The 20,781-nt window shown below is 73.1% G+C and carries 14 protein-coding genes, 3 tRNA genes and 1 pseudogene; 8 read left to right on the top strand and 10 right to left on the bottom strand.

Annotation, left to right across the window (positions count from 1 at the left end):
• Nucleotides 1-111: 111 nt before the first annotated feature.
• From IE332_RS01265 to IE332_RS01240, 6 genes are all read left to right on the top strand, one after another.
• Nucleotides 112-205 (top strand) — tRNA-Ser (locus IE332_RS01265).
• A gap of 233 nt (nt 206-438) precedes the next feature.
• Nucleotides 439-514 (top strand) — tRNA-Arg (locus tag IE332_RS01260).
• A 31-nt stretch (nt 515-545) separates the two neighbouring features.
• Nucleotides 546-621: transfer RNA gene (locus tag IE332_RS01255), tRNA-Arg, on the top strand.
• 413 nt (nt 622-1,034) lie between these two features.
• Nucleotides 1,035-4,130 carry an Ig-like domain-containing protein gene (locus IE332_RS01250; RefSeq protein WP_189913157.1) on the top strand — a complete coding sequence of 1,032 codons (3,096 nt, stop codon included), beginning with the start codon at nt 1,035-1,037 and terminating at the stop codon, nt 4,128-4,130.
• Between the two features lie 194 nt (nt 4,131-4,324).
• Nucleotides 4,325-5,611, top strand: coding sequence for an SPFH domain-containing protein (locus tag IE332_RS01245; RefSeq protein ID WP_189913156.1), 1,287 nt, complete (start codon nt 4,325-4,327; stop codon nt 5,609-5,611).
• Nucleotides 5,608-6,621 carry a C40 family peptidase gene (locus IE332_RS01240; RefSeq protein ID WP_189913155.1) on the top strand — a complete coding sequence of 338 codons (1,014 nt, stop codon included), beginning with the start codon at nt 5,608-5,610 and terminating at the stop codon, nt 6,619-6,621. Before IE332_RS01245 ends, IE332_RS01240 begins: the two co-directional genes overlap by 4 nt.
• Before the next feature lie 68 nt (nt 6,622-6,689).
• Here the strand turns inward: IE332_RS01240 and IE332_RS01235 are convergent, their stop codons facing one another.
• Nucleotides 6,690-7,646: an aldo/keto reductase gene (locus tag IE332_RS01235; protein ID WP_189913154.1), complete on the bottom strand. Its 957-nt coding sequence runs from the start codon at nt 7,644-7,646 to the stop codon at nt 6,690-6,692.
• Between the two features lie 155 nt (nt 7,647-7,801).
• On the opposite strand from IE332_RS01235, the gene IE332_RS01230 reads away from it, so the two are divergent.
• Nucleotides 7,802-8,008 carry a hypothetical protein gene (locus IE332_RS01230; protein ID WP_189913153.1) on the top strand — a complete coding sequence of 69 codons (207 nt, stop codon included), beginning with the start codon at nt 7,802-7,804 and terminating at the stop codon, nt 8,006-8,008.
• Between the two features lie 90 nt (nt 8,009-8,098).
• Here the strand turns inward: IE332_RS01230 and IE332_RS01225 are convergent, their stop codons facing one another.
• The 8 genes and pseudogenes from IE332_RS01225 to IE332_RS01190 form a co-directional block, all read right to left on the bottom strand.
• The gene (locus tag IE332_RS01225; protein WP_308437508.1) at nt 8,099-9,109 is read right to left on the bottom strand and encodes an endo alpha-1,4 polygalactosaminidase; all 1,011 of its coding nucleotides are present in this window, start codon (nt 9,107-9,109) and stop codon (nt 8,099-8,101) included.
• 22 nt (nt 9,110-9,131) lie between these two features.
• On the bottom strand, nt 9,132-9,824 hold the full coding sequence (locus IE332_RS01220; protein ID WP_189913152.1) for a spherulation-specific family 4 protein: 693 nt from the start codon (nt 9,822-9,824) through the stop codon (nt 9,132-9,134).
• Entirely contained in the window at nt 9,821-10,738 is a 918-nt protein-coding gene (locus tag IE332_RS01215; RefSeq protein WP_189913151.1) for an NAD-dependent epimerase/dehydratase family protein, read from the bottom strand. The genes IE332_RS01220 and IE332_RS01215 overlap by 4 nt, the downstream gene beginning before the upstream one ends.
• Nucleotides 10,739-10,869: 131 nt before the next feature.
• Nucleotides 10,870-11,571: pseudogene (locus IE332_RS01210) on the bottom strand (nucleotidyltransferase family protein); the annotation flags it as partial.
• Between the two features lie 73 nt (nt 11,572-11,644).
• Nucleotides 11,645-12,637, bottom strand: a complete 993-nt coding sequence (locus IE332_RS01205) for an SDR family NAD(P)-dependent oxidoreductase (protein WP_189913149.1) — start codon at nt 12,635-12,637, stop codon at nt 11,645-11,647.
• Nucleotides 12,638-12,826: 189 nt separating this feature from the next.
• Nucleotides 12,827-14,359 carry a hypothetical protein gene (locus IE332_RS01200; protein ID WP_189913148.1) on the bottom strand — a complete coding sequence of 511 codons (1,533 nt, stop codon included), beginning with the start codon at nt 14,357-14,359 and terminating at the stop codon, nt 12,827-12,829.
• The gene (gene pelF, locus IE332_RS01195) at nt 14,356-15,870 is read right to left on the bottom strand and encodes a GT4 family glycosyltransferase PelF (protein ID WP_189913147.1); all 1,515 of its coding nucleotides are present in this window, start codon (nt 15,868-15,870) and stop codon (nt 14,356-14,358) included. Before pelF ends, IE332_RS01200 begins: the two co-directional genes overlap by 4 nt.
• Nucleotides 15,871-15,982: 112 nt before the next feature.
• On the bottom strand, nt 15,983-18,343 hold the full coding sequence (locus IE332_RS01190; protein ID WP_229928202.1) for a hypothetical protein: 2,361 nt from the start codon (nt 18,341-18,343) through the stop codon (nt 15,983-15,985).
• 256 nt (nt 18,344-18,599) lie between these two features.
• Between IE332_RS01190 and IE332_RS01185 the strand changes: the two genes are divergently transcribed.
• Nucleotides 18,600-19,658: a tyrosine-protein phosphatase gene (locus IE332_RS01185; RefSeq protein WP_308437507.1), complete on the top strand. Its 1,059-nt coding sequence runs from the start codon at nt 18,600-18,602 to the stop codon at nt 19,656-19,658.
• A 121-nt stretch (nt 19,659-19,779) separates the two neighbouring features.
• Here IE332_RS01185 and IE332_RS01180 read toward each other — a convergent pair whose 3' ends face one another.
• Nucleotides 19,780-20,754 (bottom strand): RNA polymerase sigma factor SigF, encoded by a 975-nt coding sequence (locus IE332_RS01180; protein ID WP_229928200.1) that lies wholly within the window; start codon nt 20,752-20,754, stop codon nt 19,780-19,782.
• Between the last annotated feature and the right edge of the window lie 27 nt (nt 20,755-20,781).

Below are 20,781 nucleotides of genomic sequence, written 5' to 3'. Positions count from 1 at the left end.
GGGGACGACCCGCCTAGTAACGTTGGCGGTGGTTGGTGCCGAACCCCAGGGTTGTGGCATCATCACTGACACACGGAACGGGTCCGCTTCACGCGGGTGCGGTCCATGTGGGGAGGCTTCGCCTAGTCCGGTCTATGGCGCCGCACTGCTAATGCGGTTTCGGGGTTATTCCTGATCGAGGGTTCAAATCCCTCAGCCTCCGCCAGTCGGGAGCCCCCGTCGACACACTCGTCGACGGGGGCTCTTCGCGTTCCCGGGGTGGGTCGGGTCGGGCCGGGGTGGGAACCGGTCGGGGCAGGTCCGGGCCGTCCCGGCGTGACCCTGGCCTGGCCCCCGAGCGGTCCGGGGGCGGGCCCCGGCGCAATCGATTTCGCCCCACGTCGCAGGTCATGTAATGTTGTCCACGCAACGCCCCGGCGGCAACGTTCACCGGGGCGAGCGCTCATAGCTCAACGGATAGAGCACTTGACTACGGATCAAGAGGTTGCAGGTTCGAATCCTGCTGAGCGCACCAAACTCCGCAAGATCGGGTTCGCCCGTTCCTTGCGCTCATAGCTCAACGGATAGAGCACTTGACTACGGATCAAGAGGTTGCAGGTTCGAATCCTGCTGAGCGCACCAGCGAGAAGCCCCCGGCCACCGGCCGGGGGCTTCTCCGTTTTCCCGGCTGCTCGGTGGCGGGCGGGTGCCGGGCACCGCGTCGCCGGGCGACGGCCCGGGCCCGCCGAGCGGGCGGGTAATTCGAACAGACCTCCTCGATGAATGGTCAGGTACCGGACGCTGGGGTCCGCAGGATTAGCCGGGATTTCCCATTCCCGCGTCCGTCCGGGTGGTATCGATTGCCGCCTAATGGATGAAATGCAGCTGTTTCGGGTACATCCCTTCCTGCCGCCCGGATTACCGCCGAACGGGTGGGACACGGCCAAAAGCGCAGGTGTCGCGGTATGAACGGTCCAGGATCGTGATTCCTTTTTGTCGGATCTTGTGCCCGGACTGCCCGTCGCCCCGGCAGCCCGATCGCGAAGGAGAGCCGGATGAGCCGACAGTTCCCCCGTACCGCGGCCGCCCTGGCCGTCCTCACAGCAGCCCTGCTGACCGGCTGGAACGTCCCGCTCTCGGTGGCCCAGCAGTCCCCTGACGCCTGGTCGGCGGAACACCGGGCGGTCCTGCCCTCGGGACTTTCCGTGCAGGTCGATTTCGACGCCTCTCCCGGGGTGCGGGTCGCCGCCGGAACCGGCGAATTGGCGGCACGGCCCGGAGGGGGGCGCACCACCGTCTCCTATGCGGACGGAATTCGCCCCGGAGACCCCGCGCAGACCTTCCAGCTCGCCCAGGACCGTCCGCAGACGGACGGTTCCTGGCGCACCACCGGGACGCTCGGACTGACGTTCTCCCGGCCCGTCCGCAATCCCCGGCTGCACCTCAGCGGACTCGCCGCGCTCGCCACCGGGAAGTCCGGTACCACCGGCACCGCGGCCCGGCTGACCCTCACCGGCGGCTCACCCACCACTCCCACCCTGGTCGGCCGCACCGACTGGACCGGCTGGACGGTCGACGGCAACACCCTCGCCCCCGCCGGCCGGGACGGCACCTCCGACGGCGCGCCCGGCTCCGCCGCCGAAGGCACCCTGGAACTCGCCGGGACCTTCCGCACCGCGGTGTTCCGGGTCGAACAGCGCTCCACCGCCAGGGCCGGCAGCACCACCGCCCCGCCCGTCCTGCGCCAGGCGTACACCGTCACCGTCGACGAGGACCTCGGCAGCGCGCCGCAGGCCTACGGCAACGCCTCGCACGTGGTCTCCGACCTCTTCCTCGGCGCCGACGCCACCACCCCGTCGCGCCGCGCCCCCACCTGGTCAGCCGGGGCCGTCGGCGACGAGCCGCTGGTCCGGCTCGACCACGGCGCCTCCCTGCGCAGCCCCTTCGCCGGCCCGCCGCCCAAGCTCCAGCCCGGCCGCGGCGAGTACCAGGGCGCCGACCCGTCGATCAGCTTCCCCACCGAGGCCGCCATCGGCCGCTACTACCGGCTGACCGTCCCGGTCGAGGTGGGCGACCAGCCCGCCACCCTGGCCGGCTGGATCGACTTCGGGCACACCGGCCGCTTCGAACCCGCGGGCCGGGTGCAGACCGAGGTCCCGCCCGGCGCCGACACCGCGACCCTGGAATGGACCGTCCCGGCCGGGGCCGCCTCGGGCGAGACCTGGGCCCGGCTGCGGATCGGCCGCGACACCAGCCAGCTGGTCCCCTCCGGCGGCTTCGCCGACTCCGGACAGGTCACCGACCAGCGGATCAAGCTCACCGTCGGGGCCGCCCGGCCGGAGATCGCCGAACCCGCCGACGGAGCCGTCCTCGCCGACGCCCGCCCGGAGATCAGCGGCGAAGGCGCGGTGGCCGGCGCCACCGTCGAGGTCCGGGAGGGCGACACCGCGCTGTGCCGGGCCAAGGTCGGGCGCGGCGGCGACTGGTCCTGCCGCCCCGCCGGAGCACTCGCCGCCGGTCCGCACAGCCTCACCCCGGTGGAGACCACCAGCGGCGGCGTGGTGCTGCGCGGCGAGGCGGTCAAGGTCACCGTGAAGACCGCGCCGCCCACCGCCCCCGTACTCACCCTCCCCGCCTACACCAACGACCCCGGGCTGCAGCTCGCGGGCACCGGCGACGCCGGCAGCACCGTCTCGGTCACCGAGCGCCCCGGCGGCAACGAGCTGTGCAGCACCGCCGTACGGCCGGACGGCCGGTGGTCCTGCCTGCCCGTCGAGAACCTGACGGAGGGCCGGCACCAGCTCGCCCCGGCCGCGGTCGACGCGGCCGGCAACCGGACCGCCGGGCAGCCCGTCACCCTGACCGTCGACACCGTCCCGCCGGACCGGCCGGCCCTCACCTCACCCGCCCCCGGGGAGACCCTGCTCACCACCCGCCCGAAACTCGCCGGGCGGGCCGAACCGGGCACGAACGTGCTGGTCACGGCAGGGCCGAGCGCCGCCTCCGACCGGCGGACGGTGCTCTGCGGGACGACGGCCGCCCTCGACGGGAGCTGGACCTGCACCGCCAACCGGGACCTGACGGACGGGGAGCAGTGGCTCACCGTCACGGCCACCGACCCGGCGGGGAACGGGGCCTCGGCCGAGCCGGTCCGGGTGAGGGTCGCGGCGCCGGTGCCGAGTCCGACGGTGCCGAGTCCGGCGGTGCCGAGCCCGGCGGTGTCGGCTTCGGCCGCTCCGAGTCCTGTGGTGTCGAGCCCGGCGGTGCCGAGTCCCTCGGCGTCGAGCACGGTGACGGCGAGCCCTGCGGTGCCGAGTCCGGTGGCGTCGGTGCCGGTCGGGTCGGTCACGCCATCGGCTTCGGTTTCGGCAACGCCGAGCCTGAGTCCCAGCCCGTCGGCCGCGGTGGTGGTGCCCGAGGTGCCGGCGCCGGTTCCGCCGGGGGTGTTGCCGATCCCGGTGCCGCCGGTGGTCGCCCCGCCGGTGTCGCCGAGTCCGTCGGCCGCCAGTCCGTCGGTGGCTTCGTCGGGCTTTGCTACGCCTAGCCCGAGCCCGAGCGCGTCGGTTTCGGCGGTGTCCTCCCCGGGCCCGGTGCCGAGTCCGTCGGTTGTGGCAGTGGTGCCCGAGGTGCCGGTGCCGGTTCCGCCGGGAGTGCTGCCGATCTCCGTGCCGCCGGTGGTCGTCCCGCCGGTGGTCGCTCCGACGGTGACGCCGAGCGCGAGCGCGAGCCCGAGCCCGAGTGCGAGCGCGTCGGTTTCGGCGGTGTCCGTCGTTCCGTCCGCCCCTGTCCCGTCTGCCCCTGTCACGTCCGTCCCGTCCTCCCCGACCGCTGCTCCGAGCCCGGTCTCGACCCCCAGCCCGTCTCCGACCTCCGCCGTCAGCCCGTCCCGGGCTCCCGTCGACGCCGTGACCGGCCGGCCGTCACCGACCGAGTCGGCCGAGCCGGCCGTACCTGCCGAGCCCGCCGAGTCCGCCCGGGCGGCTGCCCGGCCGCTGCCCGCGCCTCCGGCGGAGGGTTCGCAGGGCGCGGCGGCGCGGTCGGAGGAGGCCGGGTGGCGTGGTGGGCTCGCCGGAATCCTGCTGGTGCTCACCGGGATCGGGCTGATCACCCGTCGGGTGTTCGCCCGTGGGCCCGGTGCTCGACGCCGCTGATCGGCGTCTAACCGTCCCGACCATCAGTTCATGTGCCTGCGCGTCAGGTCGGCTTTGGACGATACGTCAGTAAATGTCGACACACCTCGACTCAAATGTCGCATTTGATGACGTATGAACTTAGCCTGACCCTGGCACTGCCCGTCAGATCCGGGCCGCCCGTTGCGCGACACACCGACCCAGAGGATCCGTGCATGGACGTCACCCGCGACTCTTCGCAGCGACCCGACAACCCGCCCAGGGCGCTCCCTCCGGCACTGCCGGAACGTTCCGCCTCCGGCGCCAGCCCGCTGACCAGAGCCACGGCCGTCACCGCGGCCAAGGTGGCCAAGCCGGTGGGCGGCCCGGGCGACAGCGGGCCGGCCACCACTCCGTTGGCGGTCGTCCCCGCGCCGTCGCCCGCCGGGCCCGCGGACCTGCGCGACCCGCTGGAGACGGCCGGACCGGACACCGTCGAACTCCTGGAGGCCACCGCGGTCGGCTCCCCCGCCGCCACCACCTCACGGCGGCCGCCGCGCGCCGACCAGGCGCTGCGCGAGCACGCCGCCACCGCGCTGCCCGGCTGGACCGCCCTCCTGGTCGTGCTGCTCGGGCTGGCCGGGGTGCTGTTCATCCTGCTGCGCACCGGCGTCATCCCGCACTGGGACGTCCTGCCCGATCTGCGCGGTGCCGCCGCGCGGGCGAGCGGACGGGCGGAGGCGGGCGCCGCGTGGATCGCCGGGGTCAGCGCGATCGGCCTGCTGGTGGTGTTCGCGCTCGCCGGGCTGCTGGCCAACGCGGGCGGCGAGACCCGGGTGCTGACCCGCTGGGGCCGCTACCGGGGCACCGTCCGCCGGACCGGCCTGGTCTGGGTCAACCCGCTGCTGCGCCGCCGCCGGGTGGACGTGCGGCTGCGGCACTGGCGCAGCGAGGCGGTGAAGGTGGTCGACCGGACCGGCACGCCGATCGTGGTCCGGCTGCTGATCGTCTGGCGGGTCAAGGACACCGCGCGGGCGCTGCTGGCCATCGCGGACCACGAGGGCTACCTGCGCGAGCAGGTCCAGGCGGTGCTCACCCGGACCGCGTCCATCCTGCCCTGCGACAGCAACGCGGCGCCCGGCCCGGCGCTGCGCGACGGGCAGTGGTTCGCCGACGAGCTGACCAGGGCGCTGGCCGCCGAGGTCGCCCCGGCGGGCCTGGAGGTCTACTCGGCGCAGCCGCTGGGGCTGGACTACGCGCCGGAGGTCGCCGAGTCGATGCGCCGCCGCCGGCTGGCCGACCTCGACGCGGGCCTGCGGACGGTGCTGGTGGACGACGCGGTGGAGGCGGCGGCGCTCGCCGTCCGGCGCCTGGAGCGCGCGACCGCGCACGAACTGGACGAGGCCGCCCGCAGCGCGCTGATGGAGCAGCTGCTGGTCGCCTTCGTCGCCCCGGCCGGAGTGGCCGCCTCGGTACCGTCCCCGGCCGCCCGTGCCGGGCGGAAGGAAGGACGACCCGCATGAGGATAGCCACCGGCGCGTACGCCGAACCTGGTCCCGGACCGATCGGCTTCGACGAGGACCCCGGTCTGATCGGCTTCGAGGAGCGCCTCGGCAGCATCCCCGCGATCGCCGGCTGCGGCTGCCCGAACTGCGCGCCCCGGCCGCGCACCGCCCGTTCCGCCGCGGCGGCCGGCGGCAGCCGAATACACCGGGCCGTGCGGGGCACCTGCCTGGCCACCACCGTACTGGCGGGTGCCGGGGCGGTCGGCCTGACGGCCGGTGCCGGGTCCGCGCACGCCGCGGCCGGGAAGCAGGGCTGGGACGGGTCGAGGTACTGGTTCAAGAACGCCGTCGGCGAGTGGCGCTGGACCGGCCACTACGAGGTCTACGCGAGCCGCACCGGGCGGCCCGCCTCCGGCTCCTCCGGCTCGGGCGGCTCCAGCGGCTCCGGCGCTTCGGGCGCCCAGGCCGTCTCGAACGGTCCGGCCTCCTCCTCCGGGCCGCGCCAGGGCTGGGACGGGTCGAGGTACTGGTTCAAGAACGGCAGCGGCGAGTGGCGCTGGACCAGCCACCGCGACGTCTACCTGAACCGCACCGGGCAGTCCGGCGGCGGTTCGGCCCCCGCCCAGCCCGTGAGCCGTCCGTCCTCGGACGCCGCGCCGGCCTCCGGGAGCAAGGAGGCGGCCCTCGACTACGCGCTCGCCCAGCTGGGCAAGCCGTACGTCTGGGGCGGCGACGGTCCGACCGGCTACGACTGCTCGGGGCTGGTGCAGCAGGCCTACCGGCGCGCCGGGATAAGCCTGCCGCGGGTGGCGGACGACCAGTACGCGGCGACCACGCCGATCAGCGCGGGGCAGCTGCGCCGCGGTGACCTGGTGTTCTGGTCGGACAGCGGCCGGGCCTCGGGGATCCACCACGTGGGGATATACCTGGGCGGCGGCAAGTTCGTGGAGGCGCCCCGGCCGGGCCGGACCATCCGGGTCTCGACCCTCAACCAGGGCTACTACCCGACCCACTTCGGTCGGCCGTAGTACCGGGAACGGCGCTGGGAACGCACCGGGCCCCGACAGCCGCGCGCTGTCGGGGCCCGGTGTCGTGCTCAGGCCTCGGAGGCGGCGTCCAGCAGGGCGGTCTGCTCCGGGGTGAGCTTCAGGGCGGCGCCGGCCAGCAGCGGCGGGAGCTGCTCGACGGTACGGGCGCTGGCGATCGGGGCGGCGACCGTCGGACGGGCGGCGAGCCAGGCCAGGGCGACGGAGGCGAGCTCGACCCCGTGCTCGGCGGCGACGGTGTCCAGTGCCTCCAGCACCTTGGGGCCGCGCGGCTCGGCCAGGTAGCGGGCGGCGCCCTCGGCCCGGGCGCTGTCCACGCCCGCGCCGCCCGGGCGGTACTTGCCGGTCAGGAAGCCGGAGGCGAGCGCGTAGTACGGGACGGTGGCCAGGCCGTGCTCGGCCACGACCTCGGCCAGCGGGCCCTCGAAGGTGTCGCGCGAGACCAGGTTGTAGTGCGGCTGGACGGCGACGTACTTCGCCAGGCCCTCGCGTTCGGCGAAGGCCAGCGCCTCGGACAGCCGCTCGGCGCCGATGTTGGAGGCGGCGACCGCGCGGACCTTGCCCTCGCGGACCAGCTCGTCCAGCGCGGTGACGAACTCCTCGACCGGGGTGTCGTCGTCCCGGTGGGTGTAGTACAGGTCGATCCGCTCGATGCCCAGGCGGCGCAGCGAGGCCTCGGCCGCGGCCTTGATGTTGGCGGCGCCCAGGCCGCCGGCCTCGGGGTGCATGCCGACCTTGGTGGCGATCACCACGTCGTCGCGGTTGCCGCGGCTGCGCAGCCAGTTGCCGAGCACGGTCTCGGACTCGCCGCCGGTGTTGCCCGGGGCCCAGGCCGAGTAGACGTCGGCGGTGTCGACGAAGTTGCCGCCGGCGGCCGCGTAGGCGTCCAGGACGGTGAAGGACTGCTGCTCGTCGGCCGTCCAGCCGAAGACGTTGCCGCCGAGGGAGAGCGGGAAGACGGACAGGTCGGAGGTGCCGAGGCTCACCCGGCTGTGGGTTCCGGTCATGATCGAAGCCAACCCGATCCCGTGGTGGGGCATTCCGCGTTCGGCGCGGTGTTCACGAGTCCGTCGCACCACCGTCGCACGCCGGGGTGGTGCGACGGCCGGGAGGAGGGGTCCGGGCTGTGCCTGAGGTGGGCCGATTCGTTAGAGTCCGTGCCATGGCTGACAACGACTACGACCCCGCCGGCAGCACCCAGATGTTCCGGGCGTTCGTCGACGAGACCCCGGCTCGCCAGGAGCCGGGCAACGTTTCCACCTACGGCCGCAGCAGCGGTGGCGGCAGCAGCCGTACCGGCGTGATCGCGCTGGTCGCGGTCGTCACGCTGGTCGTGCTGGGTGCCGTCATCTGGCTGGCGGTCAAGTGACCCTCGCGCGGGTGGCCCTCGTCCGGGTCACCCGCGCGACGGGAGCGGCGCGTCCCGGCAGGAGCACGCCTGTCGGCAGGCGTGCGCCTCTCAGCAGGGCTTGCGCCAGGCGTTCAGTTCGAGCTTCTTCTGCATCGAACTGAAGCCCAGCGACTTGGCCTTGGCGCAGAACTGGTCCGTGTCGAGCTTGTACTCGACATGGAAGACCGCCTTGCCCGCCTTGACGAAGGGTGCGACCCGGTCGCACTCGTTGAACTGCGAGCACTCCTCGTTGACCGCGAAGTCGAAGTCCGGCAGCAGCGCGGGGATCTGGTCCAGATCGTTCTTCAGGCCGATGGCCAGGCCGCGCTCGTGCGCGAGCTGGGCCAGCATCCGGTTGTACTTGATCTGGTCGTCCGGGGTCAGCGGGAAGCCGCTGTTCTGGTTGTAGGCCTCGATGGTGTCCGGCTCGATGGCGTCGAAGCCCTTGCTCTTGCACATGTCGAAGCGGGCGGCCATCAGCGGCTTCAGCTGGTCGAGCTTGCGGATGTCGAACCACTTCTCGCCCTTCCAGCCGGTGTCCGAGCCCTGCAGCGCCTTGGTGAAGGCGGCGGAGTCGGGGCGGAAGTTCTCCCAGGAGCCGGCGTTGATGTAGCAGATCACCTTGCGGCCCTTGGCGTGCAGCGCGGCCACCACCGAGGCGTCGTTCTCGAAGCCGTCGATGTCGTAGACCGGGACGTCCACCGACTGGTCCACGGTGCCGCCGCCGAGCTGCCACTGCCAGGCCAGGCCCGGGGCGGGCTGCCAGCGGGCGCCGGCCGGGGGCGGGGCGGTGCTGCCGGGCGGGGTAGTGCCCGGGGGAGTGGTGCCGGGCGGGGTGGTGCCCGGGGCCGTGCTCGTGCCGGGGTCGCTGGGCGTGCCGGGGGTGGGCGTGCCCTCGGGGGTGCCCGGGGCGGTGGTGCCCGGCGTGCCCGGGGCGGTGGCCGCGGGCGGCGCGCCCGGGGAGCCGTCGGCCGAGTCGTCGTCGTCCTCCGAACCGGAGCTGCTGCAGGAGGTGAGCAGCAGGGCGGTGGCGGTGGCCAGGGCCAGGGCGGCCGGCAGGTGCCGGTTGCGGCGGTTCACGGTAGTCGGACTCCGGATCGGGTCAGGTGAGTTCAGCGGCGGTCAGGCCGTACGGCAGGGTGCGCCAGGGGTTGTCGCCGGCGCCGGGGACGGCGCAGCCCACACCGGCCCGGCGGGCGGCGATCAGGGCGGCGGCGTCCTGGGCGTGCTCGGCCGGGACGTCGTAGACCAGGTGGCAGAAGCGGGAGGCCGCGTGCCGGGCGGTCCACAGCGGTTGCGTCATCGCGCGGTAGGTGTCCCAGTCGCCCTCGAAGGTGACCAGCAGGTCGGCCAGGCCGACCTCGGCGTAGCCCGGGTCCGGGTGCTCGCCGTGACCGAAGATCACGGTGCCGCAGCCGGCCGCGCGGGCGGCCGTGGCCAGCCGCCGGTAGTGCGCCAACGCGCCCGGGTGAGTGGTCACTTGGTCGAGGTAGACGCCGGTGATGCCATGACGCTGACGGTACGTCAGGATGTCCGCGACCACGGCCGCGTGCGGCCTGCGGCCGTAGTCGGTGTCGGCGTACCCGACCAACGGCAGCCCGGCGGACCGGAGTTCGTCGGCGGCCTCGGCGAAGACGTGGTCCGGGACCTCGCCCGGACCGTCGGCGAGGTTGAGCACCACGGCGGCGATCCGGTCGGGGTCGGCGGCGGCGACCGCCCGCCAGGCCGCCGGGTCCACCGCGGGGTGGACGTACAGCGGCACCAGCAGGCGGCCGTCGGGGTGCCCGGCGGTCATGCGACCACCGGGGCGGGCGTGGGCTCGGGGGTGCTGAGCCACAGGTCACGCAGGGTGTCGGCGAGGCCGGTCGCCGGGTGCCAGCCGAGCTCCCGGGCGGCGGCCGACACGTCGGCCTGCTGCCAGGAGACCGCGGCCGAGCGCTCGGAGCCCGCCCCGCTCTCGTCGATCCGGCCGGTGAAGCCGGCCGCCGCGACCAGTCCGTCGGCGATCGCCCGGACCTGCCTGGCCTGCCCGGAGGCGAGGTTCAGCACCCGGGGCAGCGGGCGGTCGGCCGTGACGGCCAGACCGACCGCCTCGGCGACGTCCCGGGCGTCGACGAAGTCGCGGTAGGCGGAGAGGTCCCCGACCGTGATCACTCCGTCGGCGCCCTCGGGCGCCACCCGGCGCAGCTCGGCGGCCAGCCGGCCGGGCAGCGAGCCCGCCGGGGCGCCCGGGCCGACCGGGTTGAACACCCGCAGGACCACTGCGTCCAGGTCCGACTCGGCCACCGCGAGGGAGCCGGCCAGCTTGGTCGCGCCGTACACGCCGACCGGGCGGGCGTCGGCGTCCTCGGACAGCGAACTGCCCTGCGCGCAGACGCCGTACTCGCCGGCCGAACCGATGTGCACCAGGCGGGCCTTCGGGGCGCCGAGCCGCAGCGCCTCGCAGAGCACCGCCGGACCACGCGCGTTCACCTCGGCGAGCGTGACCCGGCTGCCGGCCACCGCGCCGGCGAAGTTGACCACGGCGTCGGGAGCCAGCGCGGCGATCTCCTCGCCGAGCGGGTGGGCCTGGGCGGTGGCCAGGTCCAGCCGGAGGTCGTGGGCGGGCCGCCGGCCCGCGGTCAGCACGGTGGCGCCGGGCAGTGACCGCAGGACGGCGGCGGCGTGACGGCCCAGGAAGCCGTCGCCGCCGAGCAGCAGGATTCTCACGCGGCCCGTCCGTCGCTCTCGGCGCCCGCGGTGACGGGCTCGCCGACCGTGTCGTCGTCGTCCGGGGCGGTGCGGGCGGCCGGGACCGGCAGCTCGGCGACGCCCGGTGTGACACCGGTCTGCTCGAAGGGCATCAGGACCGGGCGGATGGTCGAGAACTCGGCGTTCGCCCGGTCGTAGTCGTCCGGGCGGCCGATGTCGAGCCAGTAGCCGCCGAACTCGTACGCGGCCGGCGGGGTCTTGGCCGCCAGCAGGTCCAGCACCAGCTCGTCGAAGCCCAGCGGCAGGCCGGGGGTGTACTTGGCGAGCGCCGAGCGCGAGACGCCGTACACGCCCATCGAGACGCGGTAGTCGATGCTGGGCTTCTCCTGGAAGCCGGTGATGCTGCCGGAGTCGGTGGTCAGCACGCCGAAGTCGATCTTGACCTGGCGGGCGTAGGTGGCGATGGTCAGCGGGGCACCGGACGACTCGTGGTGCTTGAGCACCCCGGCGAAGTCCAGGTCGGTCAGGATGTCGCCGTTCATCACCAGGAAGTGCTCGGGCAGGCGGTCCTGCATGGTGAGCAGGGGGCCCATGGTGCCGAGCGGGCTGTCCTCGACGGCGTAGCCGACCCGCAGGCCCCACTGGGAGCCGTTGCCGACGTAGGCGCGGATGATGTGGCCGAGGTGGCCGATGGCCAGGGTGACGGTCTTGAAGCCCGCCGCGGCGAGCTGGCGCATCACGATCTCCAGGATCGCGTGCTGGTCGCCGATCGGGACGAGCGGCTTGGGAAGCGCGGTGGTGTACGGGCGGAGACGGACGCCCTTGCCGCCGGCCAGGATCACTGCATGCATGGTGTTTCCCCCACGGAAAGGATGTGCAGGACACGAACCTTGGTTACCAGGACGGGCATGATCGCGAAGGCGGTCAGACGTTGTAGATGTCGGTCTTGTAGCGAGCCAGGTTGGCCGGGTCGCGGAAGAACTCGATCGTCTGCTCCAGGCCCTGCTCCAGGCTGAACAGCGGCGCCCAGCCGGTGGCCTCGCGCAGCCGGGTCGCGTCCGCGACCAGGCGCATGACCTCGGAGTTGGTCGGACGGATGCGCTGCTCGTCCTCCTTCACCAGCAGGTCGACGCCCATCAGCTTGCCGACCAGGGTGACCAGGTCGCCGACCGAGATCTCGCCGCCGGTGCCGGCGTTGAAGGTGCGGCCGACCACCGTCTCGGCGGGCGCGGTGCCCACCGTGCGGAAGGCGTTGGCGGTGTCCTTGACGAACGTGAAGTCACGGGTCGGCCGCAGGTCGCCGAGGGTGATCTCGGTCTGGCCCGCCGCGACCTGGGCGATCACGGTCGGGATGACGGCGCGCATCGACTGGCGCGGGCCGAAGGTGTTGAACGGGCGCAGGGTGACGACCGGGGTCTCGAAGCTGGCGTGGTAGCTGTCGGCCAGCCGGTCCCCGCCGGCCTTGGAGGCGGCGTACGGGGACTGGGTGTTGATCGGGTGGTCCTCGGTGATCGGCACGGTCTGCGCGGTGCCGTAGGTCTCGCTGGTGGAGGTGTGCACCATGCGCGGGATCTCCAGGTGGCGCACCGCCTCCAGCACGTTCAGGGTGCCGGTGACGTTGGTGTCCACGTACGAGTGGGGCGCGCGGTAGGAGTACGGGATCGCGATCAGGGCGGCCAGGTGGTACACCGCCTCGGTGCCCTTGACCAGGCCGTTGACGGAGCCCGGGTCCCGGACGTCGCCGAGGACGATCTCGACCGAGTCCAGCACCTCCTCGGACAGGGTCTCCAGCCACCCGAAGGAGGAGAAGGAGTTGTACTGGACCATCGCGCGGACGTGGTGCCCGTCGGCGACCAGGGTCTCGACGAGGTGGGAGCCGATGAAGCCCTCGGCTCCGGTAACCGCGACGCTGCTCATGCGGGGTTCGCTTTCTCGATCTGCCGGTGCGGCCGGACGCTCTGTGGTGGTCGGCCGCCGCCGGTTGGTTGGCGTTCCGGGTGGAACGGGTACGGCGGTGCACGCGCGGGCGGCGTGCGGGATCTCGATGTGGATCAGATCTGGATCAGAAGTGGTTCAGGAGGTGGCTCACAGGCGGTTCCGGGTGGTTCAGCGGTGCTGGGTGGTACGGCCGAGCGCGGGCCCGGCGATGGCGGTGAGGACGGCGGCGGCCGCCCCGCAGCCGATCAGCTGCAGGACGATCGGGTCCGCACCGGTCAGCAGCCCGGCGCTCTCGGCACCCGCGGCGGCCAGACAGATGAGGGCGGTGCTCCAGCTGAACCCGAAGGCGTTCAGCAGCAGCGCCAGCCAGAGCGAGCCGCCCAGGAGCAGCATCGCGCCGAGCTGCGGGACGCCCAGGGTGGGGGCGCCCGGCCACAGCACGGTCGCGGCGGCGTCCAGCGCGGCCACGGTGGTGAGGTAGATGAACAGGCAGCCGAGCAGGATCCCGCCGGTGCGACGGGTGAACTGGCCGGTGGTGTGGCTGGTGCGGAGCGCGGCCACCGCCATCGCCCGGTAGCGGAAGAGCAGCCACTCGGCGAGGCCGAGACTGAGCGTCAGCGCGATCATGGCCGGGCCGGTCGGGGTCGTCGACGCCCCCTGGGCGGCGTGGCCACCGGTCTGCACGGCCTGGTGGATGGTCGTACCCAGACCGGCGATCAGCGTGAGCGCGCCGCAGGCCAGGCCGAACAGCAGGTGCGGGACCTCCTGGCGCAGCGGCAGCTTCACCTCCACCGGCTCCCGCTCGACGCCGCGCACGCACACCAGCAGCTCCCGGACGGCCAGCCCGACCGCCAGCAGCAGCGAGGCGAGCAGCACCACCGTACGGACCACCTGCGGGACGTCCGCCGCCAGCACCACACCCGCGCCGACCGAGGCCGGCGCCAGCGCCACCAGCAGGAACTTCTCCCGCCCCAGCACCAGCAGCACAGTGGCCGCGCCCAGGTAGCAGGACTGCCCGGCGGCGAAGCACAGCGCCCCGAGCGGCCCGCCCACCACGTACGCGGCGGCGCCCGCGATCAGCGCGCCGAGCGGTGCGCCGACGGCCAGGCAGAGCGCGGCCTCCCGGCGGCGCAGCCGGCCCAGCCAGCGGTACGAGCGGTGCGCCAGGGCCTGGTTGAAGCCCCAGCTGACCAGCGTGGCGATCGACAGCGCGAGCATCCCCGAGGGCAGGCCGAAGCGCATCCGGGTGGTCGCGAACAGGTTGGCGCCGAGCAGGTAGCCGAGCCCGGGCAGGGCGAACACCAGGCCGCGCACGACGCAGCGCCAGGGGTCGGCCCGCCAGGGGTTGGCGAACTCGGAGCTCTGGCCGGGGTAGCGGCGCTCGACCTTCTCGAACAGCTCCTCGGCGACGGTGAACGCGTCGGGGCGGCCGTACAGCAGCGCGGCCTGCTCGTCCGAGAGGCCGTCGGACTCCAGGAAGGCCGCGATCTCGTACGGGTGGACGGCGTCGGCGCAGACGTCCCGCAGCCGCTCGGCGAGCTCGTCCAGCGGGTCCGCGGAGAGGTCGAGCTGCTCCTCGGGGCCGGGCCCGGGTGCGGGCTCCGGCAGGGCGGGACGGCGGCGCTTGAGCGGCAGCGTGCGCAGCTGCACCGTCCGCTCGGCGCCGGCCTCGTCCTCGACCAGGCGCAGGGGACCGCTCATGCTCCAACCTCGCTCGGCTCGGGCCGGGCGGTGGCGAGCTGCTGGTCCCAGTCGGGGCTGGGGGCCTGGTCGGTGACGGAGACCATGCCGCCGGGCATCCAGCGGGAGGTGCCCAGGAGTTCGGTGTAGATGCCGCGGAACCCGTCGATGTTCTGGCGGAGGGTGAACTGCTCGATCACCCGAAGCCGGGCGCCCTCGCCGAGCCGGGCGCGCCGTTCGGCGTCGCGCAGCAGCTCGATCGCGGCGGCCGCCATCGGCTCGGGCTCGCGCGGGGGGACTACCAGGCCGGTGTCGCCGACGGCCTCGCGCACGCCGCCGACGTCGGTGGAGACGGTCGCGCGGCCGCAGGACATCGCCTCGATCAGGGTGAACGGGAAGCCCTCGCTGATGCTGGAGAGCATGACCACGTTGCCCGCCGCGTACGCGTCGGTGATGTCGGCGACGCGGCCCTCGAAGGCCACCGAGTCGGCTATGCCGAGCTCGGCGGCCAGGGCTATGCAGCCGTCCCGGTACGCCTCGCCGCCCTTGGGCGTGCCCCCGAAGAGCCGCAGCCGCGCCTCGGGGATCTCGCGCCGGACGATGGCGAAGGCCCGGATCAGTGTCTCCAGGTCCTTGATCGGGTCGACCCGGCCGGCCCAGCTGAGGGTCGGGGTCTCGGGCTCGGGGCCGGCCGGCGGGAAGGCCGCCGGGTCCACCCCGTTGTAGACGGTGCGGATGTGCGCGGACGGCGTGCCGCCGCGCTCCTCCCAGCGCCGGTTGTACCGGTTGCCGGGGGTGACCAGCGCGGCCACCCGGTAGCTCTCCTCGGCGAGCATCCGGTAGAAGCCGAGCAGCAGCGCCTTGACCGGCCAGCGGTACGGGCCGGTGCGGTAGCCGAGGTAGCGCTCGCGCAGGTAGATGCCGTGCTCGGTGAGCAGAAACGGTACGCCGTACTGCTGGGCGGCGATCAGCCCGGGCAGGGTGGCGAGGCCGCCGCTGGCCGCGTGTGCGACGCCGTCCTTCGGCGGCTCGACCGAGAGCGGCCGCAGGGCGTGCTCCAGCAGGTCGGTCGCGTTCAGGGCGTCGTGCAGGGTCGGCCGGGAGACGGCGGTGGGCAGGTAGTCCCGGGTCCAGACGTGCTGGAGGGTGCGGAGCGCGCGCTCGCTGCGCAGCGCCGGGCTGAGCAGCCCGCGCCGGGCGAGGTCGGCGAAGCCGTACAGCTCGGTGCCGAAGTGCGTGGTGTAGACGGGATCGAGGATGGAGTGCAGGAAGCGCTCGTACGCGTTGAGGAAGCGCCGCATCTCCTTGCCGCGGGGCGGGGCGGCCTCGGCGGCCGGGCCCCACAGCGGAGCGGTCGTGACCGACTTGACGTTGGCGGGCAGTTCCCAGGCCAGTGCTTCGTGGCCGGTCCCGGTGACGGCGATGACGTCGAAGTCGACGTCCGGCATGCCTTGAACGAGCTGGTCGCACCAGACGCTCACGCCGCCGTGCTGGTGCGGGTACGTCCCCTCGGTGAGCAGGGTGACGCGCATCTCCTGTCCCCCCTCCTGTTCTTGCGTCGGTTCCGGCCTGGGTGGCCGGAACGGGAGCCGTGGCGGGGCCGGGCCGGTCGCCCGGTCCGACCCCGCCGGCGGGTGGTACGGGTTACCGTCCGGTGGTGCCGATCGGCGCGGCCGTCCCCCCGGAGGCCTTGCCGGTCTTCGCCGCGGCCTTGTCGCCGTGGCCGTTCTGTCCCTTGCCGCCGTGTCCGTTGTTATCAGCGGTCACGCCCTTGCCGGGCACCGGGGTACCGCTCCCGGGCACCAGCGACGGGGCCGGCTTGCGGGTGGTGTCGCTCGGGCCCACCGGGACCGGGGTCGCGACGCCCTGCGGGACGACCTTCTTGTCGGCCGGCGCGGGGGCCGGGACGGACTTGGCCGCCACGCTCGGCGCGACGGCGGCCGGGGCGGCCGGCGCGGACGGCAGCTGCAGGGTGATGCCGCTCTGCAGGGCGCCCGGAGCCACCCAGCCGGAGAGCGTACCGGCGTAGGACGAACCGAACGCGGTCGATCCGATGACCAGCTTCTGAGAAGTTCCGGTCGGCATGGTGGCCTGGACCTGAACGCCGGCCGGCGCGCTGACCGTCACGGTGTTGCCGACCCGGTAGGCGGTGACCTGACCGGCGGCGACGGCCGCGTTCCAGGCCGCGCGCTTCTGGAACTCCTGGCCGATCTCGCGCTCGCCGAGGTTCACGATCGGGGTGTTGTCGGCGTGCAGCGACCGGTAGGTGCCGAGGATCTTCTCCAGCACCGGGTAGAGGATCTTGTCCTCGGACAGGTTCGACTGGTGGATGAAGTGCGGGCGCGGGTCGTTGCTCAGCACGTGGCCGAGGTCGATCCGGGCCTCCAGCGGCACGATGTACGACTGGTAGCCGGTGTTGACGTCCAGCGGCGCGGGCAGGCAGGTCGAGTTGGCGTTGTTCTCGCAGACGCCGCTGCCGCCGTTGGCCTTGCTGGTGTAGATCCAGTTGTACTCGTCGGTCTCCTCCTTCGCCGTGCCGGCGTTGTAGAAGACGTTCATCGGGTACCGCGGCACGGTCAGCGTGGACGACCCGACGGCGCGCTGGGCGGGCTCGCGGGAGGCGTCGCTGCCGGTGTACTTGATGCCGTTGGCGGCCAGCGCCGGGGCCAGGTACGGGTTGTCGCTGGTCTCCTGGGGGGCGGTGAGCAGACCGGAGTGCTCGCCGGTGACCAGGACCTGCGGGTCGACGGTCAGGCCGTTGGCCTTGGCCCAGTCGAAGTTGTTCTTGATCTGGGTGGAGATGGTGTTCTGGTCGACCCAGACGGTGCCGCCGGCGGCGTTCTTGGAGCAGACCCACGGCACCACCGAGACGTCCTGGACGCAGCCCAGGTACGGGTGGGTGTAGGTGTGGTTGACCCAGCGGAAGCTGTTCTGGTCGGCGATCATCTGGCTCGCCGTGGGGTCCGCGGTGGTCGCGTGGTCGGCCTTCCAGTCCTCGCTGCCGCCACCGTTGAACACCATGTCCATGGTGAAGTTGTTGGCGGCCTGCCACTGCTTGGCGTACTGGGCGTCGGCCTGGGTCATCCGGATCGGGTTGGCGGTGTCCGGGGTGCCGGGCGGGCAGGTGACGTCGCCGGGGGTGCACTTGAGGGTGGTGTCCCAGCGGTCGTCGGCCAGGAAGACGTCGTCCACGTGGGCCGCGAAGTAGTTGCGGTCGTAGCCGAGGTGGACGCCCTGGGTGATCCAGTCGACCATGCCGCGGGCCAGCAGGCGGTACTGCTGCTGGTACTGGTTGTAGACGAAGGTGACGACCAGCTCCTTGCGGCCGTCGTGGGTGTACTCGCCGACCAGGGACCCGCGGGAGGTCGTGCTGGGTATCGGGGCGTCGACCAGCGGGACGAAGGAGGCGCCGGCCGGGAGGGTGGCGAGCGGCGTCGCCAGGTAGCCGTAGCTCTCGCTGACGCTGTGGTCGTTGTCCTCGAAGGGGACGCTGCCCTTGAGGTACCCGAACGGGCCCGAAGTTCCGGCCGCGGTGGTGGCGCCCTGGAATCCGTCGAGGGTGCCGACGAAACCGGGATTCTGGGCGTAGTTCAGACCCACCGCGGGACTGGCCCACGTGTACGCGTCGATCTGGCGGACGTTGAAAGCGGCTTCGTAGCTCGCGATGGCCGTCATCTCGGCGGCGCTGTTGGGGAAGGGGTTTTCGTTGGGCAGCACGATGCCCTGGAACTTCCCCCGGGGCTGACCGTTGACCGTGTCGCTCAGGAAAGCCGAGTTGATCACAGGCCGGTTGGGGTCATTGAGGCTGACGACCTTGTACGGCGTGCCCTGGCTCTTCAGTTCGGCGGTGATGGCCGCGACCGAGGGACCGCCGTCGTCGACGACCAGGATGGTGAGGTCGATCCTGGGCGGCGTGGTGTCGCCAAAGGCAAGGGTGGTCTGCAGGCCGCTGGCCAGCAGGACTGCCGCCGCGCACGCGGCGACTCTTCGGGTCGCTCGACCCATGGTTGATCCTCCCCTTGGGCCAGGCGCCGCGCTGCTCGGCGCTCGCCTGCCCGTGTAGCTGTTCTCGCGGGCAGCAGGCTGCCCGGGGCCCATCCTGGTCGAGCGTCGGCGGTGCGAGGGACCAATTGGGCGAGAGTGCAGCGAACCTGTTACCAACGTTCATGGCGATGCCATGAAGGCGCTGATTGTGACCGGAACTGTACCGGCGGCGCAAATAATGAATTGAAAATGAAAAACCGGACGCTGAGCGCTACAGATGGTTACCGACGGTGGGGCCCAGCGGGGCGGGTGGGACACCTACACTGTCGTCGTTGCGCGTGACACTCTCGCACATCTCGCCGGTCCATTGGGCAGGTTCATGCAATATCGGGCACCGCTGTGCCATGTGACAGTCCGAATATGCAATGGAGGCGCCCACGTGGCCGATCAGCAGACGGAGTCCGGGAGAATCGGGGGCGTACGAAATAGGGCGCCGGAACCGGGTGGGGCGGAGTCGGTCGGGGCCGAGCGGGTCGGGCGGAGTCTCGGTCTGCGCGGCGCGGTCAATGCCCGCGATCTCGGCGGTTACCGGGCCGCCGACGGACGGTTGTTGCGGCCCGGAGTGGCCCTGCGCAGCGACGGCCTGAACCACGTCACCGCCGAAGACCTCGGTCCGCTGGGCGAGTTGGGCCTGCGCCGGGTGGTGGACCTGCGCAGTGCGGACGAGGTCAGGGACACCGGCCCCGACCGGCTGCCCGAGGGCGTCGCCTGGCATCACCTCCCGCTGCTGGCAACGGACTTCGACATCTACCTGATGATCAGGGACACCCTGTCCGACCGCAGCGCGCAGCGGCAGCGCGCCCTGCTCGGCGAGGGCCGGGCCGCCGCCATGATGACCGGCCTCTACCGCTGGTTCGTGACGGACCCGTCGGCGCGCGAGCGCTTCGCCGGCCTGCTGCGGCTGCTGGCCGCCCCGGAGGGGCCGCCGCTGCTGTTCCACTGCACGGCCGGCAAGGACCGCACCGGCTGGGCGGCCGCGCTCCTGCTGACCGCCCTCGGAGTGGACCGCGAGACCGTCCTCGCCGACTACCTGCTCACCAACGAGCGCTCCGCCCCGGTCGTCGACCGGGTGCTGGCCGACCTCGCCGCCCGCGGCCTGATGAGCGAGCCCGAGCTGCTGCTGCCGGTCTTCCGGGCGGACCCGGACTACCTGGACGCGGCCTTCGCCGAGGTCGAGGTCGGCTGGGGCGGCTTCGGCCCGTTCTGGCGGGACGGCCTGGGGCTGGACGACGACGTGCTGGCCGGACTGCGCGCCAACCTGCTGGACGGCAGCTGACGCCCCGCCGGCCGCGGACCCGGCGCGGGCGGCCGCACCGGCCGGTGGCGGCCGGTGCGGCGACTGACGCGGTGGCGGCCGGTGGGGTGACTGACGCGGTAGTGGCCGGTGCGGTGGCGGCTCAGCCCTCGCTGATCAGGCCCTCGCGGAGCTGGGTGAGCGTCCGGGTGAGCAGCCGGGAGACGTGCATCTGCGAGATCCCGATCTCCTCGCCGATCTGCGACTGGGTGAGGTTGCCGAAGAACCGCAGCATGATGATCCGGCGCTCGCGGGGCGGCAGCTTGGCCAGCAGCGGCTTGAGCGACTCCCGGTACTCGACGCCCTCCAGCGCGAGGTCCTCGTAGCCGAGCCGGTCGGCCAGCGGCCCGTCGCTGTCCTCCTCGCCGGAGCCGGAGTCGAGCGAGCTGGCGGTGTACGCGTTGCCGACCGCGAGGCCCTCGACCACGTCCTCCTCGCTGACGCCCAGGCAGGTGGCCAGCTCGGCGACGGTGGGGGAGCGGTCGAGACGCTGGGACAGCTCGTCACCGGCCTTGGTGAGGGCCAGCCGCAGCTCCTGGAGCCGCCGGGGCACCCGGACCGACCAGCTGGTGTCCCGGAAGAAGCGCTTGATCTCGCCGACCACGGTGGGCATCGCGAAGGTGGGGAACTCCACCCCCCGCTCGGGGTCGAAGCGGTCGATCGCCTTGATCAGGCCGATGGTGCCGACCTGGACGATGTCCTCCATCGGCTCGTTGCGGCTGCGGAAGCGCGCGGAGGCGTACCGGACCAGCGGCAGGTTGAGCTCGATCAGGGTGTCGCGGACGTAGGTGTGCTCCTCGCTGCCGGGCTCCAGGGCGGCCAGCCGCAGGAACAGCGAGCGGGAGAGCGTCCGGGTGTCCAGTCCGGAGGCGGACGACCCGGACGGCCCGGAGGCGGACGGCCCGGAGGTGGCCGGCCCGGTCGGCCCGGACGCGGTGTCGGGGGGCGTCCCGGGTGCCGCCTCGGGGCCGGGCGGTTCGACCGACTCGACCCGCTGCCGCGGGACCAGGGCCTCGGCGACGGCCGTGCCGCGGGCCTGACCAGCGTGGATCTCCGCAGTGCCCAGCTCTCCGGACATGCACCCACCCCCTCGTGACTGACAGTT

The organism is Kitasatospora xanthocidica, from assembly GCF_014656195.1.
Taxonomy (GTDB): Bacteria; Actinomycetota; Actinomycetes; order Streptomycetales; family Streptomycetaceae; genus Kitasatospora; species Kitasatospora xanthocidica.
Note: the sequence above shows the minus strand (reverse complement) of the source record. Positions and strands in the feature narration are given on the sequence as shown.

Coding starts and splice junctions, on each gene's coding strand:
- IE332_RS01185 (WP_308437507.1), top strand. CDS start 18,600: ATGGTTACCGACGGTGGGGCCCAGCGGGGCGGGTGGGACACCTACACT.
- IE332_RS01230 (WP_189913153.1), top strand. CDS start 7,802: ATGGCTGACAACGACTACGACCCCGCCGGCAGCACCCAGATGTTCCGG.
- IE332_RS01245 (WP_189913156.1), top strand. CDS start 4,325: ATGGACGTCACCCGCGACTCTTCGCAGCGACCCGACAACCCGCCCAGG.
- IE332_RS01235 (WP_189913154.1), bottom strand. CDS start 7,646: ATGACCGGAACCCACAGCCGGGTGAGCCTCGGCACCTCCGACCTGTCC.
- IE332_RS01205 (WP_189913149.1), bottom strand. CDS start 12,637: ATGAGCAGCGTCGCGGTTACCGGAGCCGAGGGCTTCATCGGCTCCCAC.
- IE332_RS01240 (WP_189913155.1), top strand. CDS start 5,608: ATGAGGATAGCCACCGGCGCGTACGCCGAACCTGGTCCCGGACCGATC.
- IE332_RS01200 (WP_189913148.1), bottom strand. CDS start 14,359: ATGAGCGGTCCCCTGCGCCTGGTCGAGGACGAGGCCGGCGCCGAGCGG.
- IE332_RS01190 (WP_229928202.1), bottom strand. CDS start 18,343: ATGGGTCGAGCGACCCGAAGAGTCGCCGCGTGCGCGGCGGCAGTCCTG.
- IE332_RS01180 (WP_229928200.1), bottom strand. CDS start 20,754: ATGTCCGGAGAGCTGGGCACTGCGGAGATCCACGCTGGTCAGGCCCGC.
- IE332_RS01220 (WP_189913152.1), bottom strand. CDS start 9,824: ATGACCGCCGGGCACCCCGACGGCCGCCTGCTGGTGCCGCTGTACGTC.
- IE332_RS01250 (WP_189913157.1), top strand. CDS start 1,035: ATGAGCCGACAGTTCCCCCGTACCGCGGCCGCCCTGGCCGTCCTCACA.
- pelF (WP_189913147.1), bottom strand. CDS start 15,870: ATGCGCGTCACCCTGCTCACCGAGGGGACGTACCCGCACCAGCACGGC.